General features: G+C 29.8%; 15 protein-coding genes. 3 read left to right on the top strand and 12 right to left on the bottom strand.

Annotated features, from left to right (window positions below; all coding sequences use genetic code 11):
- Window positions 1–78: 78 nt before the first annotated feature.
- The 6 genes from ACSHW5_RS00385 to ACSHW5_RS00410 form a co-directional block, all read right to left on the bottom strand.
- A complete protein-coding gene (locus ACSHW5_RS00385) occupies window positions 79–1,848 on the bottom strand; it encodes a sodium:solute symporter family protein (protein WP_435674115.1) in 1,770 nt (589 codons plus the stop codon).
- 42 nt (window positions 1,849–1,890) lie between these two features.
- Window positions 1,891–2,151: a DUF4212 domain-containing protein gene (locus ACSHW5_RS00390; RefSeq protein ID WP_435674116.1), complete on the bottom strand. Its 261-nt coding sequence runs from the start codon at window positions 2,149–2,151 to the stop codon at window positions 1,891–1,893.
- An 11-nt stretch (window positions 2,152–2,162) separates the two neighbouring features.
- On the bottom strand, window positions 2,163–3,377 hold the full coding sequence (locus tag ACSHW5_RS00395; RefSeq protein ID WP_435674117.1) for a hypothetical protein: 1,215 nt from the start codon (window positions 3,375–3,377) through the stop codon (window positions 2,163–2,165).
- A 107-nt stretch (window positions 3,378–3,484) separates the two neighbouring features.
- A complete protein-coding gene (locus ACSHW5_RS00400) occupies window positions 3,485–3,904 on the bottom strand; it encodes a transposase (protein ID WP_435674118.1) in 420 nt (139 codons plus the stop codon).
- Window positions 3,905–4,060: 156 nt separating this feature from the next.
- Window positions 4,061–4,414, bottom strand: a complete 354-nt coding sequence (locus ACSHW5_RS00405; RefSeq protein WP_435674119.1) for a DUF779 domain-containing protein — start codon at window positions 4,412–4,414, stop codon at window positions 4,061–4,063.
- Window positions 4,415–4,479: 65 nt separating this feature from the next.
- Window positions 4,480–5,979, bottom strand: coding sequence for an aldehyde dehydrogenase family protein (locus ACSHW5_RS00410; protein WP_435674120.1), 1,500 nt, complete (start codon window positions 5,977–5,979; stop codon window positions 4,480–4,482).
- A gap of 209 nt (window positions 5,980–6,188) precedes the next feature.
- Here ACSHW5_RS00410 and ACSHW5_RS00415 point away from each other — a divergent pair, with 209 nt between their 5' ends.
- The 3 genes from ACSHW5_RS00415 to ACSHW5_RS00425 all read left to right on the top strand — a co-directional run bounded on the left by ACSHW5_RS00415 (window position 6,189) and on the right by ACSHW5_RS00425 (window position 8,851).
- A complete protein-coding gene (locus tag ACSHW5_RS00415; RefSeq protein WP_435674121.1) occupies window positions 6,189–7,106 on the top strand; it encodes an AraC family transcriptional regulator in 918 nt (305 codons plus the stop codon).
- A 78-nt stretch (window positions 7,107–7,184) separates the two neighbouring features.
- Window positions 7,185–7,955, top strand: a complete 771-nt coding sequence (locus ACSHW5_RS00420; protein ID WP_435674122.1) for a sulfite exporter TauE/SafE family protein — start codon at window positions 7,185–7,187, stop codon at window positions 7,953–7,955.
- A 101-nt stretch (window positions 7,956–8,056) separates the two neighbouring features.
- Complete coding sequence (locus tag ACSHW5_RS00425; RefSeq protein ID WP_435674123.1) at window positions 8,057–8,851, top strand: TerC family protein; 795 nt, start codon at window positions 8,057–8,059, stop codon at window positions 8,849–8,851.
- 237 nt (window positions 8,852–9,088) lie between these two features.
- Here the strand turns inward: ACSHW5_RS00425 and ACSHW5_RS00430 are convergent, their stop codons facing one another.
- The 6 genes from ACSHW5_RS00430 to ACSHW5_RS00455 all read right to left on the bottom strand — a co-directional run bounded on the left by ACSHW5_RS00430 (window position 9,089) and on the right by ACSHW5_RS00455 (window position 17,560).
- Window positions 9,089–9,457 carry a glyoxalase gene (locus ACSHW5_RS00430; RefSeq protein WP_435674124.1) on the bottom strand — a complete coding sequence of 123 codons (369 nt, stop codon included), beginning with the start codon at window positions 9,455–9,457 and terminating at the stop codon, window positions 9,089–9,091.
- Complete coding sequence (locus tag ACSHW5_RS00435; protein WP_435674125.1) at window positions 9,450–9,929, bottom strand: hypothetical protein; 480 nt, start codon at window positions 9,927–9,929, stop codon at window positions 9,450–9,452. The genes ACSHW5_RS00430 and ACSHW5_RS00435 overlap by 8 nt, the downstream gene beginning before the upstream one ends.
- 87 nt (window positions 9,930–10,016) lie before the next feature.
- The gene (gene gap / locus ACSHW5_RS00440; protein ID WP_435674126.1) at window positions 10,017–11,018 is read right to left on the bottom strand and encodes a type I glyceraldehyde-3-phosphate dehydrogenase; all 1,002 of its coding nucleotides are present in this window, start codon (window positions 11,016–11,018) and stop codon (window positions 10,017–10,019) included.
- Between the two features lie 29 nt (window positions 11,019–11,047).
- Entirely contained in the window at window positions 11,048–12,031 is a 984-nt protein-coding gene (gene pfkA / locus ACSHW5_RS00445) for a 6-phosphofructokinase (protein ID WP_435674127.1), read from the bottom strand.
- 398 nt (window positions 12,032–12,429) lie between these two features.
- Window positions 12,430–13,110: a 2'-5' RNA ligase family protein gene (locus ACSHW5_RS00450; RefSeq protein ID WP_435674128.1), complete on the bottom strand. Its 681-nt coding sequence runs from the start codon at window positions 13,108–13,110 to the stop codon at window positions 12,430–12,432.
- A gap of 49 nt (window positions 13,111–13,159) precedes the next feature.
- Window positions 13,160–17,560, bottom strand: a complete 4,401-nt coding sequence (locus ACSHW5_RS00455; protein ID WP_435674129.1) for a translocation/assembly module TamB domain-containing protein — start codon at window positions 17,558–17,560, stop codon at window positions 13,160–13,162.
- Window positions 17,561–17,563: the final 3 nt, after the last annotated feature.

Below are 17,563 nucleotides of genomic sequence, written 5' to 3' on the forward strand. Positions count from 1 at the left end.
TACAAATTGTAATACTGATTTCTAACTAACTTATTTATCTTAATTTATTTTATTTTAAAAAGAAGCTTTTAATTAACCTTAGTGACTAGAAGCTTCCCCTGCTCCAGAAGGAATTCTAATACTTTCTACCATTTCTTGTACATCTGCTGGTGGTGCTTGAGTTAATCTAGAAACAACTACAGAAATTACAACATTTACCAACATGGCAATTGTACCAAAACCCTCTGGAGAAGTACCAAACCACCAATCTTCTTGTGTACCACCACCAAACATGTCTAGTTTAAATTTCATCATATAGAAAAGCATCAATACAATACCTACTACCATTCCTGAAATTGCGCCTTCTTTGTTCATTTTTTTATCAAAAATCCCTAAAACAATTGCAGGAAAAAATGAAGCTGCTGCCAAACCAAAAGCCAATGCAACTACGGCAGCTACAAATCCTGGGGGATTAACACCAAAATAGCCGGCAATTAAAATTGCTACAAAAATAGATATTCTTGCGGCTGTTAATTCACCTTTATCAGAAATATCTGGTTTTAATTGTTTTTTAATTAAATCATGAGAAACAGAGGTTGAAATTACTAATAACAATCCTGCAGCTGTAGATAATGCTGCTGCTAATCCACCTGCAGCAACTAGCCCTATTACCCAGTTTGGTAATTGTGCTATTTCCGGATTTGCCAATACCATAATATCTCTATCTACATACAATTCGTTTTTAGCATCTAAATTTGCGTTTGAAATTAACCTTTCTCCAAACGTACCTCTATTTTCTGTGTACACTGGTTTTTTACCATCTAATGCGTTTCCTGCAACATATTGAATTTTACCATCTCCATTTTTATCCGTCCATGAAATTAATCCAGTATCTTCCCAATTTTTAAACCAAACAGGAATATCTGAATATTCTTTTTCGCTTACTGTTTCAATTAAATTAGTTCTAGAAAAGACTGCAATTGCTGGTGCTGTAGTATATAAAATAGCAATTAAAAGCAATGCATAACCAGCAGATTTACGTGCATCTTTTACCTTAGGTACTGTAAAAAAACGAACTATAACATGCGGTAAACCAGCTGTACCGGCCATTAAAGCCAAAGTAATTGCAAAAACATCCCAAGTAGATTTAGAGCCAGAAGTATATTCTTTAAAACCAAGTTGTGTATGCAAAGTATCTAATTTATCTAAAAGAAAAGTTCCATCTTCCACGGTTCCTCCCATTCCTATTTGAGGAATGATATTTCCTGTCATTTGAAGTGAGATAAAAAATGCTGGTACCATAAAAGCGAAAATTAATACACAATATTGCGCCACCTGTGTATAGGTAATACCTTTCATTCCTCCTAAAAGAGCAAAAACCAATACTACCGTCATACCTATTAAAACTCCAAACACAATATCTACTTGTAAAAATTGTGAAAAAACAATTCCTACACCTCTCATTTGTCCTGCTACATAGGTAAAAGACACAATTAAAGCACATATAACCGCTACTGTTCTTGCTGTGTTAGAGTAATATCTATCTCCAATAAAATCGGGTACCGTAAATTTACCAAACTTACGTAAATACGGAGCTAATAATAATGCCAACAGTACGTATCCGCCAGTCCATCCCATCAAATAAACAGAACCGTCATAACCTGCAAAAGAAATAATACCTGCCATACTAATAAAAGAAGCAGCACTCATCCAATCTGCAGCAGTTGCCATACCATTTGCCAAAGGCGAAACGCCTCCTCCAGCAACATAAAATTCTTTTGTAGAACCAGCTCTAGCCCAAATTGCTATTCCGAAATAAAGGGCAAAAGTAATCCCTACTAGTAACCAAGTCCAAGTTTGTACACTCATAATATTTTTTTTTAGTTTTTAGTTTTTAGTTTTAGTTAAGAATTACTCGTCGAAACCGTATTTTTTATCTAATTTATTCATTAATCTTATGTAGACGAAAATTAGGATTACGAACACATAAATAGATCCTTGTTGGGCAAACCAGAAACCTAGTTTAAATCCTCCAAGCCTTATTGTATCTAAGGCTTCTCGGAATAAAATTCCGCATCCGAAGGATACAACAAACCAAATTATAAGTAGTATTGTTAAATACTTAATATTCTCTTTCCAATACGCCGAAGCGTTTTTTTGTTTATCACTCATTTTGTTCGTTTTTATAAATAAATCATTGCTTGTAAGGTTACAGCACTTGTTGAAGTTCCGTAATCTTGATTTTTATACTCTAATGTTAATTTGGAATTATGCCCACTCATAAAAGCATTAATACCAACTCCTAAAATATTTCTATTGTTTGTACTGGCATCATAACTATTACTAGCATAAGAAAGATATGGTTGAAATCTTGTTTTTGTTTTATCTCCTGCAAACACATAACCTACATGAGAATACACCATATTTCCGGTTCCGTAAGCACTGTATAGATAATTTTCTCCGTAATTATTAGATTGATAGGTTGCATACGCGGTAAGTGCACTTCCATCATCTCCTAAAGGTGTATCATAAAAAACATCTATGGCAAAAATGGAAACATCTTCTCCTACCGGATTGCCACTTTCTAATTTTACAGCACCATTAGGATGTAAGAAAAAACCAGCTCCTATATTAAAAACTTTCTTTCCTCCAAGGTATGTACCCACTTTAAAAGGTAAAAAATTAGATTCTTCATCTAATAAATGATATTCAAAATATCCTGCAAAAGTTTTTCCAGCATCTTTAGTACCCAATAAATTTACGCCTCCATATACGGCTTGTTCGCTTACCGCAGTTCTAGCATCTAAACCGTTTGTAATGGCATCATTTATAGCGACTCTATATTGTAATTTACCAAATTTACCTTTCATAAAAAGACCAATATGCCTTGCAAATTGATCTGACAACCCAATAGTAGCCCAAGACTGACGATTATTATCGAGCGTCATCATGTTTAAAGTACTTTGGTTATTTAATCTAGAAATACCATTAAAATAATGCAAACCCGCACCAATTGTATGCGATTCATTTAAGCTATACTGCACCCAAGCATCGTGTAAAAAAAGCTGAGAACCATCTCCTTTACCTGTAGGTGAAATTGAACCTGCGTTTAAACTATTGAGACCAAAATGAGTTAAGATTAAAAATTTATCCGAAATTTGAGAGAATAGCATTACACGTGCTCTTCTTAAATTAAAACTTGTTTTACTTGATGTTGCAGAAGCATCGTTGTTATAAGATGCTTGTACTTGTGCCCAAGAAATTATACGAAGGTACTTTTTACCGTTTTCATTAAATTTCACCTTTAGACCTCCATTATAATCTGGAGAGCCTTGCGCAGTAAGAAACTGAAATGAAATAAGTAAAAATCCTAGTAATAGAAATTTTTGTTTTTTCATAAATTTAGTTGTTTAGCTAGTAAATAATTGATTTTGTGTGCACTGCTAAACTCGTAAAAACAATTAATTAACAAAAACATACTATATTTATTTGGTAATTAGATATACTAATCTTTAAAACGCTCCCATTTGATAAGCATAAACTTATCTCCTAACTCAGTAACTACAACGCCAGCACCCTTTATATTTTCTGAATTACTAAAATAAACACCTAGTTCTTTAGCATTTAAAATTTTATAAGTAGAATGGTATTTAGAATTATAAGGTCTTTTTATGTTGTATTTTTTTACCCAATTCATAATACTTACATGAGAGACTCCTAAAATACGCTCTATCTCTCTGTAGGTTAACCCTTCTAAATATAGCTGTAAAGATTTGTTTACATAATAATCATCTATCTTCTTACCAATCTTATTAACTGTAAAAAAGTAATTGCATTTTTTACATTTATAGCGCTGCCTATTATTAACAATACCACTTTTAATGTAAGTATCTGAACTGCAATTTGGACATAAATCTATAGTCATATATATTAATTTAGCATAAATATACTAATTTAGCAATAAATATTTAGTTAATTTGTTAAAAAATAAATAATTACCAATAAAAAAAGCTTTAAAAAAGTGAATAACACTAATATTTAAAGCTTAAATTATTAAAATAAAAATTATGGGCAAATTACACTAATCACCAAAAAAAATTGTTTCCTCTTTAGTAAACAACCTAGAATGAATAAAGAACCGAAGACCTAAAGGAATTTCTAGTGAGAAACTTGCACCTCTTCCTTCAGTAATATCTACAGTTAAATGAGTGTGTTTCCAATACTCAAATTGATCCTGATTCATATAGAAATTTACTTCGTTTAAGGTTCCTAAAAGAATGTCGCTTTCATCTAAATACATGTCTTCTTTTTCTAAAATCATAGGAGCAGAACCATCACAACAACCTCCACTTTGATGAAAAATTAATTCGCCATATTTTTCTTTTAATTGCTCTAAAATTTTAGATGCCTTTTCTGTAATTGCTACTCTTTCCATAATTTTTGGTATTAAAAAGACTGAATCAACTTAATAATTCAGTCTTTAAAGTTAATATCTGACTACTAAAAGAACCCTAATTTATTTTTATCATAAGAGATTAGCATATTTTTGGTTTGACGATAATAGTTTAACATCATCACATGGTTTTCTCTACCAAAACCAGACTTTTTATATCCACCGAAAGGTGCATGTGCAGGATAGGCATGATAACAATTTACCCAAACTCTCCCCGCTTTTATTGCACGCGGAATTTGATACAATTGATGTGCATCTCGCGTCCAAACACCAGCTCCAAGTCCATAAAGAGTATCATTTGCAATTTCTAAAGCTTCTGCTTCATCTTTAAACTTTGTAACACAAGCTACGGGTCCAAAAATTTCTTCTTGAAAGACTCGCATTTTATTATGTCCTTCTAATATTGTTGGTTGAATATAGAATCCATTCGCTAAATCTCCTTCTAATTTATTAACACCACCACCTGTTAAAACTTTTGCACCTTCGTCTGTGCCAATTTTAAAATACGATTGTATTTTTTGATATTGATCATTAGAAGCCTGTGCGCCAACCATGGTATTTACATCGTAAGGATTGTCTTGAATAATAGCATTTGTTCTCTCAACAACACGCTCCATAAATGCATCATAAATATCTTCTTGCACTAAAATTCTGGAAGGACACGTACAAACTTCTCCTTGATTAAATGCAAATAAAACGGCACCTTCAATAGCTTTATCTAAATAAGCATCATCTGCATCCATAACAGAATTAAAGAAAATATTTGGCGATTTACCACCCAATTCCATTGTAACAGGATTTAAGTTTTTAGAAGCATATTGCATAATTAACTGCCCTGTTGTGGTTTCTCCCGTAAAAGCAACTTTATCTACTTTTGCACTTGAAGCTAAAGGTTTTCCTGCTTCCGGACCAAAACCGTGCACAATATTTACAACTCCTGGAGGAAAAACATCTGCAATTTTTTCCATTAATAAAGTTGCCGAAGATGGTGTTTGTTCTGCAGGTTTTAAAACCACACAATTACCGGTTACCAAAGCCGGTGGCAATTTCCAAGACAACATTAACAACGGAAAGTTCCAAGGTATAATTTGACCTACAACCCCTAATGGTTCTTTAATATTCATAGATAAAGTATGCTGATCTAACTCTGTTGCACTTCCTTCTTCCGAACGAATACAAGCTGCAAAATAACGCCAATGATCTACAGCTAACGGAATGTCTGCATTTAACGTTTCTCTTATTGGTTTTCCATTATCACAGGTTTCTACCAAAGCAAATTCTTCTAAATTGGCTTCAATTATATCCGCTACTTTATTTAATAGGGTGGCTCTTTCTGTGGCAGAAGTATTTCCCCAAGCTTCTTTTGCTGCATTGGCTGCATCTAAAGCCAATTCTATATCTTCTTTTTGAGAACGTGGATATTTTGCTATAAAACTGTTATCTATTGGTGATGTATTATCAAAATACTGTCCTCCTATTGGAGCTACAAATTTTCCGTTGATAAAATTGGCATATTTTTCTTTAAACTTTGGCTTAGAATAACTCATAAATTAGTTGTTTTTGTATTGATTAAAACTATTAAATAAAATTATATAATTAAGATATCTTTAACATTTGACATGTTATAATATCTTATTATCATTTTTTGTAAAGTTATTTTATTATATTCACTATAAATTGAACATATTTATTATATTGTTGAACAATTCTATTATTCCTTTACAACTCTTACTTTATTTTTTTTATCGCTATAATTATGAGTCATTTATTAAATCAACATAAAAAACATAGAAAACTAACAACTTTAGTAGAAAATAGAACTACCTATAATGCAGATTATGCTGAATTGAATATCTATGAAACGCATCAATACGCAGAAAAGGTATCTTTAAAATTCGATTTTCCTATTATTGCAAGTATGCTTACGGGTAAAAAAATTATGTACATAGAAGGAATGCCTTCTTTTGATTTTTTTCCTGGAGAATCTGTAGTAATGCCAAGAAATAAAGAAATGATTATTGATTTTCCTTTGGCAAAAAAAAACAACCCAACACAATGTTTAGCCTTGGGTATAGATGGAACAAAAATTACTGAAGTTGTAGATAAATTCAACCATCATGTAGCCATTGAAAATAAAAACAACACTTGGACCTTAGATAAAAACTCTAACCATTTAACAAATAATAGCGATGTTAATCAACTTATAAAGCGTTTAACATACACGTTTACCAACAACAATACTTCTAAAGATGTTTTGTTAGATTTAATGATTCAAGAACTTATTGTAAGATTATTGCAAACCAAAGCAAAATTTATTTTATTAAATGACACCAATAAAATTTTTAGTGATACAAGAATAGGAATGGTTATTAAGTACATTAAAGAAAACTTAACAAACAAAGATATTAATGTAGATCTTTTGGCTAAAAAAGCACACATGAGTGCGTCTCATTTTCATAAAAAATTTAAAAACACTTTAGGCATTTCTCCTATTGATTTTTTAAATTCTGAAAAAATAAAATTTTCTAAGAAATTAATAAAAGAGTCTACAGATTTTAGAATGTCTGAAATTGCTTTTAAATCTGGTTTTAATAATACCAGTTACTTTAACAGACAATTTAAAAAAATGGAATTAATGACTCCTCAACAATTTAAGAAGTCTATAAATTCTTAATTTGTCATTAATATTTATGCTACCTTTATTTAATTTTATCGTAGTTAAAAAATGCTACCAAAATATTAAATTTACAACTTGCTCATAGATTCTTTTTTTACGTATTGGCACATTATAGTACTATTCTTTACAGTAGCAATTTTATATTCTTCTGTTGGTTTTGGTGGTGGCTCTAGCTATTTAGCTATTTTAGCTTTAACAGGTATCGTGTTTACACAAATAAGAGCAACTGCTTTATTGTGTAATATTGTTGTGGTATCCGGAAACGTGTTTTTGTTTTATCATCAAAAAAAAATTGATTGGAAAAAAGTAATTCCACTTATTTTATTTAGTATTCCGTTTGCTTTTTTAGGTGGAAAATTAAAAATAAGTCAGCATTTATTTTTTATTCTATTAGGGCTTACCTTATTATTTGCTGCAGTAACCATGTGGATTTCTAAAAAAATTATTGCTTCGGATGAAAAAAATAGTAATTCTAAACCTCTTAAAAATGCTAGTTTTGGTGGTATTATAGGCTTTATATCTGGAATGGTAGGCATTGGTGGTGGCATCTTTTTAGCGCCACTTCTGCATCTTACAAATTGGGACACGCCTAAAAAAATTGCAGCAACGGCTAGCTTTTTTATTCTGGTAAATTCTTTTGCTGGTTTATTAGGACAATATTCAAATCCTGATTTTATAATTGATTGGAATTTAACTTCTATTTTATTGGTTACCGTTTTTATTGGTGGGCAAATTGGTAGTAGAATGAGCAATACTTACTTTACGCCTATACAACTTAAAAAAGCAACAGCTGTTTTAATTGCCGTAGTTAGTATTCGAATTTTATGGAAATATCTTTTTATATAGCAATTCAATAAGCATAAAAAAACCTAAAACTTTGATAAATAATATTGTGTATTAGACTCAATCGAAATATCTTTGAAACAATCAATTAAAAAAAATAAAAAATGTTAGGAATTCTTTTTACCTTATTAATGTTAGTATTATTGCAAGCCGTTCTAGGTTTCGACAACTTATTATATATTTCTTTAGAATCAAAAAAAGCACCAGAAACTGCTCAAAAAAGAGTAAGAAAAGTAGGAATCTTAATTGCCATTGTATTAAGAATTATTTTACTTTTTGTTCTTGTTTCTATTATCGATTTTTTTCAAGAACCTTTTTCTTTTTTATCCGGAGGAATAAAAGATGTAATTCATTTTGCTTTTAACGGTCATAGTATTATTGTATTGTTAGGTGGTGGATTTATTATTTATACCGCTATTAAAGAAATCTGGCACATGATTTCTACTAAAGGTCTTGAGGTTTCTGAAATGGCTACAGATAAAAGCACAAAATCTGCCAATGCCGTTATTACGAGTATTGTAATAATGAATTTGGTTTTCTCTTTTGATTCTATTTTAGCTGCAATTGGGCTTACAAGTGAAATAGAAAGTGCAACCACAGCGTTTATAGTGATGGCAATTGCAATTGTAATAAGTGGTATATTAATGCTTTTTATGGCTGATAAAATTTCAACTTTCTTATCAAAAAACAGAATGTATGAAGTGCTTGGTTTATTTATACTTTTTATTGTTGGAATTATGCTAGTGACAGAAGGCGGACATTTAGCACATTTAAAACTTTTTGGTGAAGAAATTGTACCAATGAGTAAAACAACCTTCTATTTTGTACTTGCAATTTTAATAATTGTTGATGTTGTACAAGGAAGATATCAAAAGAAATTGCTTTCTATAAAAAAATAATTTCACTAAAATATATAGTAATAAAAATAGCTTCATTTTACAGTAAAGCTATTTTTTTCAAATCTATAAATTTGTTTAATTATGGTTATCACTTATTAAACAAAATAAGTATATTTGCAATAATAGTTTCGGGGGAAACTATACCAGTGATTAAAAATCAGATATTGATACCATTTGATACACCAAGAAGGTATTTTGGTTGCTAAAAAAACCGTTGCTCTGTAGAGTAACGGTTTTTTATATTTCAGAAATACTATCTTTAATTCTTTGCGATGTAATTTGTAAAATTCTTCTATTAATTTCTGATGATTTATCACCATAAAAAGCAAATTCATCCATAGAAAACTGCCCAATGATAACACCCAAAATAAAATTTTTATAATTATTATCTGTTTTATAAACAGACGAAATTTTACTTCTCTTTTTCTTATCTGGCAACACAGAAAAATCAATTTTTCTTTTCTGAAGATAATTTTTAAACGAAGTAATTACCAATTGATGTTGCATTTTTATAACAGGCCGAAGCACTTCATTCTGAAATTTCTCCGTTTCTGAAGTTCCGGTATTTACTAAGTTTGATAAAACTGGTCTTTCTTTTTTAATCACCTAATAATTGATTTAATTCTAATTGATAATCGTATTGTAAATCTTCATGCAACGTTGCAATTGCTTTTTTTATTAAAAGAACTTGTCTATTAAAAGTTGCTAATAACCTAGGACTTTTATTTATGGAAGGTGTAAACTCTTTTAAACAAAAACAAAAATGTAATAATAAAGCCACTTCTGTTTCTTTCTTTTTAGAATAACGAATAAATTTTTTAGTTAGCGTTAAAATCTTGCGAACACTTTTTCTGATGTAAAAATAACTTTTTGTATTAATTTCTGAAAATAATATCTCGTTTTGATCTTTTACACTTTGTATATATTGTTCTTCATCATGAGATTCAAACATCAAATACGTTAATAATTCTTTGTTCTCTTTCTTAAATTTAGACAAGTGCAAACACAACTCTTGTAATTCATTTGCAGATTTATGAGAGAGTTCATCTTTTAATTGTTTTAAGGAAACGGCTTTCATTAACTTTATTTTTTTTTTACAAGGTAAAAAAACCTGATAGAAAATTAATTCTATCAGGTCTATTATTTATGTATAAACTACTTTATATTATAAAGAAGCAGCGTATTCTATTAAGTCTACAATCTTAGTTGAATAACCCATTTCGTTATCATACCAAGAAACAACTTTTACAAAGTTATCATTTAAAGCAATACCAGCTTTAGCATCAAAGATAGAAGTACGAGTATCTCCAACAAAGTCTTGAGAAACTACCATATCTTCAGTATATCCTAAAACACCTTTCATTGATCCACTTTCTGAAGCAGCTTTCATTGCAGCACAAATTTCATCATAAGTTGCTGGTTTTTCTAATTTAACAGTTAAATCTACAACAGAAACATCCATAGTAGGAATTCTAAATGCCATACCAGTTAATTTTCCGTTTAAAGCAGGAATTACTTTTCCTACTGCTTTTGCAGCACCTGTAGAAGAAGGAATTACGTTACCAATAGCAGAACGTCCACCTCTCCAGTCTTTCATAGAAGGACCATCAACAGTTTTTTGAGTTGCTGTTGCAGCGTGTACAGTTGTCATTAAACCTTCTGAAATACCCCAGTTATCATTTAATACTTTTGCAATAGGAGATAAACAGTTAGTAGTACAAGATGCATTAGAAAAAATCTTTTGATCTGCTTTTAATTCTGTATTGTTAACACCCATTACAAACATTGGTGTATGATCTTTAGAAGGTGCAGATAATACTACTTTTTTAGCTCCTGCTTCTAAGTGTTTTCCTGCAGTTTCTTCTGTTAAGAAAAATCCTGTAGATTCAATTACATATTCAGCACCAATTTCATCCCATTTTAAATCTGCTGGGTTTCTTTCTGCTGTAATTCTAATTTCGTTTCCGTTTACAATTAATTTACCGTCTTTTACATCAACAGTACCATCAAATGCTCCGTGCACTGAATCATATTTTAACATGTAAGCTAAATAATCTACATCTAATAAATCATTTATTCCAACTACTTGTACGTCTTTTCTATTTACTGTAGATCTGAATGCTAATCTTCCAATTCTTCCAAATCCGTTAATTCCTATTTTAATCATTTTTACTAATTTTTAATTAATTAATTAATTTATGTTGTTATAATATCAGAAATTCTTAAAAGCTCATGGTTTATAGTATGACCACCCGCTATTGCCTCTGCAATACTTGTACTAATTACTTCGTTATTTTTTAGACCTACCATTAAATTGGTTTTACCATCTAATAATAATTCTACTGATTTTACTCCTAATCTACTAGCCAAAACTCTATCGAAACAAGATGGAGAACCACCTCTTTGCATGTGCCCTAATATACAAACTCTTACGTCGTATTCTGGCAAGTTAGACTCTACATATTCTGCTAATTCGTAAACGTTTTTACCAGATTTATCACCTTCTGCTACTACAACAATACTAGAAGATTTACCTGCTCTTCTACTTTTCTGTAGAGACTCTAGTAATCTATCTAATCCTAAATCTTCTTCAGGAATTAAAATTTCTTCAGCACCTGCTCCTACTCCTGCGTTTAAAGCAATAAAACCTGCATCACGCCCCATTACTTCCACAAAAAATAATCTATTGTGAGAAGAAGCTGTGTCTCTAATTTTATCTATTGCTTCAACGGCTGTGTTTAAAGCTGTATCATAGCCCAAAGTATGCGTAGTTCCAAAAATATCATTATCTATGGTTCCTGGTATTCCAATTACAGGAAAACCAAATTCTTCATTAAAAGTAACAGCTCCTGTAAAAGAACCGTCTCCACCAATAACAACCATGGCATCTACTCCATGTTCTATTAAATTTTCATACGCTTTTTTTCTACCTTCTTTTGTTCTAAATTCTTTAGAACGAGCAGATTTTAAAATTGTTCCTCCTTTGTTAATAATATTATGAACACTTCTTGCATTTAATTCTACAAGATCGTTTTCAATTAAACCTTCATACCCTCTATAAATTCCTAAACAACCTACCCTGTAATAAGCACACGCTCTTACTACAGCTCTAATTGCCGCGTTCATTCCTGGTGCATCGCCCCCAGAAGTCATTACCGCTATTTTATTAATTTTCTTCATATAATTATGATGTAAATTTACTGTTTTTCTAGCATTCTAAACAAAAAAACTACGAAATCGTTTTAGGCTAATTTGTCCTTTCTAAGCTCGAAAAATAGTTTGTTTTTGGTACAAAATATGGTAAATTTTATTATTGTTTTGTTAATTTTTTCGATGACAAAATTAACACTTTAATAATATGTATAAAATGATATAAATCATTACTCGAAAAATGATTGGTATTGGTTTTAGTCTGTAGGTTTATAGTTGTTAAAATCTGAACCCCAGACATATCTTATACTTATTTTATGTTTTTCTTTATCTACTTGTAAATAAGTATCATAATAAAAAGATACAGCACTTTGTGCAAACTAAAAAAAAAACCTCATTAAATTTGTGTAATGGTAGGCAACATCATTTTACAGACCAAATTCATGAATTTTATTCACACATTTCTCTCTTTGGTACCAATCGTTGTAAACAAGTTCAAATTTATTTACTTTAAAATGTCCAAAATTGTAATCAATGGTTTTATCTAAAGCTTGTAAAAAATTTTCTTTTTGAGTTAATGCAGTTTTAAACCTTATAATTGTTGAGTGAGCTGTTTGTATGGCATATCTCTTATCTAAACTTTGTTTTAAATTAGAGTTTTTAAATTCTTTTCTCAATACATCTCGAATACTATTCAACTCGTTATTTTTTACAAACCCTTGAACCATAATTCCAGAAGTTGAGGCTGTAATTCCTCTCAAAGTAATATTTATATCTTTTTTAGCTACAAGACATTTTTCTATTAATTCAATATACTTTGCTAAATCAATTGTATTTATATCAAATCCGTCATAACAAGAAATGATAGACATCACCGTAATATGAATATCTGAATTTGGGTAATAATATTGATTTGGTTCAATTTTCTTAATTTCTTGAATATATTTCTGTATTCTTTCTTTTATTTCAATAGGAGGTCTTACCAAAAGTGTTATTCCAAATCTGTTATCGTTCTCAGACTCTATTAGGTTGTCAATTTCATAATTATCGGAAGAAATTTTACGCACCGATTCTTTGTAAAGGTTTTTATAATGATTTTCAAGATTCATTCATTGTAAATTTTACAATCTATTATGTTTACTTCTTAATGTAGCCTTTCTAATTTCCTTCAAAATTTATGAGACCTCTGGTTTCATTTACAACGCTATCTTTTTTTACAGGTTTTTTGTTCTTTATAGATTTCTTCTCTAACTTCTTTTTTAATCCTATTTTTCTAAATAAGCCAGAAAGGTTATTAAAATTTACTTGATAAGATAACCCAACACCTTGTGTATATCCTTCTTCTTCTGTTGAGTACTGAATTTCATTCTGACGATTAAAAATAACTCCTCTAAAATTGCCTTCTTTATTTAATAAAACTTCTACTTTTACTTCGCCAACTACACTAGATTGTGTTTTTGTGCCTACAGGAACTCCTACTTTACCATTAATTAAAACCCGATCGCTAAGTTGTGTGCTTACAGAAACATCAAATTGATTGTCTGTATTAAGGTAATCTACATTGTAATCATTTCCTTGTTGATATCCTAAACCTAATTTAAACTTACTATCCGGACTATTTAATAAGTTAGAGAAAGCGGCAGAAATTGCACTTGATGCCGTATTTGTTAACGTTGCATTTGCATCAAAATCTACTTTATCTGGATTGGTAAACGTGCCCAACGCCAATAAAGAAATAAACTGTGTTGTTTTTTGATTTACATTGTTATCATTTAACAAAAACTCTAGCTCACTTGCAATGGTAGGGTCTACATTTGATAATTGAATATCTAAATCTTGTTTAGAAGTAAATAAACCACCGGTAATTCTTGTTACTAAATCTACATCTATATTTCTATTAGAACTAAAATTATCTAATAATATACCAGGATTAGCTCTTGCCTTATAAACAGCAGTTACATCTAAATTGGCTTCAAACGGACTACCATTCCAGGAAACTGTTCCTCCATTTTGAATAAGAAAAGGTTTGTTTACAAAACCACCATATTTAAAATCATACACGCCATTATTAATCGTGTAATCTCCAAACATATTAAATTTACCACGCGTATTTATTTCTATTCTAAGGTTTCCTGAACCATTTCCTTTTAATTGACTTCCGCTAACTTCATCAATTACCACTTGCGCTGTCGCATCTTTTGTAACTTCTAAATCTATATTTAAAGACAATCCTTTTAAAGCATCTTCTGCAACTTTAATTTGCCTGTCTTTTATGGCACCTTCTTCAGATTTAAAATGAATTAACCTATAAGAATCTACTGTTTCTATATCTTTTAAAGGCACAACAAAAATTGTTCCTGGTTGTGTTTTTGCATTTGCATAAATGGTTAATCTGTCTGTAAGACCAGAAATATCTATAGAACCATCTACAAATGCTGTACCAAAATACAGAGATTCTTCTGTGTTTTTAGTATCTAAAACTAGTAGGTTTTTACTTTCTATTTCAATATTTAAAAACCATTGCTTAAAATTGGCATGGGTAATATCTCCTTGTAATTTACCTCTTGTAAAGTGTTTTGTGTCTTTTATTTTAAAATCATCAAATATAAAAGATTGTTGATCTAATGTTACACTAGATTCACCTTCAAAATCATAATCTACATTTAAATACGGAAATTTTAATCCGGCATCTTTAAGACGCAAAGTACCTTCCATATCAGGATTTCCTAGAAAACCTCTTAAGGTAAAATCTCCAGATGCGCTACCTCTAATAGATGACAAAACATCTTTACCTAAAGGACTAAAAGCGTTTAACCTAAAATCTTCTAAAAATACATCTAAATCTATAATGGGACTTTTAGAGGCAAAATCTATAGTACCCGTTGCAGCTATACTCTTTACTTTTTCATTATCGATAGATAAATCTACCTTATATTTTTCATAAGAATTATCTCCTTTTACACTTAAAGATAAATCTCCTTGTTTAAACTTATTTACTTCAAAATTTTTAATTTCTAAAATAGCTTCCGGACTATAAACTCCTCTTTTTTGAACAAATTCTACATTTCCAGAAAGCAATCCTTTTAAAGCCAAACTATCTATATTGGGCAAAAAACTTTGTAGTTTTACTTTGGTAAAATCTGCAAACAATGCCTTTTCATCCGTTCCTATTACAGTACCATTAAATTCAATTTTTTGTTCTTTAGAAACCAATTTAAACTGGCTAAAATTAAAATCATTGGTTTTTAAATCGAAGGTAATTTTGTCTGGGTTCTTTTTATCTGGATCAATATTCCAAATGTTTTCTTTAAATTGAAATGATGATTTTTCGAAACCTACAACAGACTTTCCTTCTGGGTTAAATGTATAAAAGAAATCGAGGTTAAATTCTTCATTTTTTTTAATACCTCCAGTAAAAACAGATTTAAAAAACAGTGTATCATTTTGGGTTCTGTTTAATAAATTTAATTTAGAGACTTGATAATACTTTGTGTTTACTTCTGAAGCTGTTAAATGCGAGTTATACAACGGATTCTGATTGTCTGTCCGCAATAAAACATCCTTTATTTCATTACTATTTATCTCTATTTTAGGCGATGAAATAGTAACTTTAAACAAATCTTTATCAGCATTTATTTTCCCTTTTATTTTCGTGTTGTCATCTATAGAAATATCAGGAAAAAATACGGTTACAATTTGATTGTAAATAGTAAAATTAAAGTCTAGAAATTGGTTAGGAGCAACTTTATACGGATTATAATTGGTATAAATACTACCTAGCGCATTTTGGGCAACTGGTAATAATTCTGAAAATGAAAATTTCCCTGTAAGAGAACCGCTTGCAATGTCTTTAGAAGTAACATCTATTGTTTTAATACTATCTTTAATAGAAGACGCTACATTAAATTCTTTAAAAACATACTCTTCTTTTTGATTGGTATATAAAACATTTTTAAAGGTTGCTTTACCGGTAATATCATCAAAGGTATTTCCTTGAATATCTAAAGCTATATTTCCTTTTAAAACAGCAATACTATCTCTAGTAAATAGATTTGTTTCTTTTAAATTTAAATAACTAATATCAGATTTAAAATCGAATTCATGCACAGCGGAAGATAAATCTGCCAAACCATTAAATTTCATTTTAAAATTAGGATCATCTATTGTTAGTTCTCCATCAAATTTGTTATTTTGATATTGCCCATTTGCCGCAATATTTTTATATGGATATTGTTTAAAATTTAGCTCAAAAACGTTTCCTATAAAAGAAGTACTAATATTATCTAATCGAAATCCGCTTCCGTTTACATCTCCTTTTAAAGATATTTTTCCAAACAAAGGATCGTTAAAAAATAAACCAATATCAAAATCTGTTAATTCTATTTGCCCATTATATTTAGCAAAATCAATATTGTTTATATTGGTTATTTGAAGATCAGAAACTGTAGACCCAATTTCTGAATGAACATTTACCATAGCACTCATTTGTTGAGGCGTAACTTTTACATGCCCTAACAACACAAATTTACCTAGTTTATCAAACTCAGATGGTAGTGTTTTTCCTAAAACGTTTGGCAACACATTTTTTAACTCCTTATAAGTAGCTGTTAAATTATTTAAATCTCCTTCAAAAATAAAACCTCTTTCGGAGTTTACGGCATTTACAAAATACAAATCGCCATTTACTTTAAGTCCTTTTTTAGAAGATAATTGAAAATTTTGCAAACCAAAATTATTCAATTTTCCTTTTAATTTACCAGAAAACCGAATCTTATCATCACCACTTAATTCATTATAATATCTTTTTAAATCTATAATTGATAAAGAACTTTTAACAAAATCTCCATTTATGGTAACTTTGTTATTAAAATCTGCCAAATCCTTTCTTGCATAAGAAAAATCTATGTCCGCAAAAATGTCTGAATTCTGAGTTTTTAATCTTGCATTTTTAAAAAACATTGCGGTTTTTGTGTATGTAAAATCTGTAGTAAGGTTTGTAACTTCTAAACCTCTATTATCTACAAAATACAGGCCTCTAATTTTTGTAGAAAAATCTGGCCCAACAATAGATAAATCTTGTAAATTACCACCCGTATTACTTGCAGAAAACTGAAGCGAATCTTTTTTATTGAGGTTGATTAATTTATAATTTAAATTATTTACATACACATTAGAACTTTGTAAAATAAAAGGATTTGCTAAAGAATCTTTTTCTTTATTATTAAAGCTTTCAATAAAAACAGCCAAATTATCATCTTCTTCATCTTTATACTTTTTCATAAAAAAATGAACGCCATCAAGAGAAATACTACCTAAATTTACCTGATTTTCAAGTACTTTTTTTGCATTTAAAAGTGAAGTACTTAGTGTTTTTGCAAAAATTAAAGTGTCTTTATGATGATCTCTAATTTCTATATCTTTTAAATTTACCTTTCCTAAAAGAGATAAATCTACTTTTTTAACAGTAATATTTACCTTATAATCTTCATTAATTTTTTCCGTAAGAAAACTTCCTAATTGGGTTTGTACATAAGGCAGCGAAAGCAAAATACTTATCAACAA

Origin of the sequence: Polaribacter sp., from assembly GCF_051251875.1 — a bacterium.
GTDB lineage: Bacteria > Bacteroidota > Bacteroidia > Flavobacteriales > Flavobacteriaceae > Polaribacter.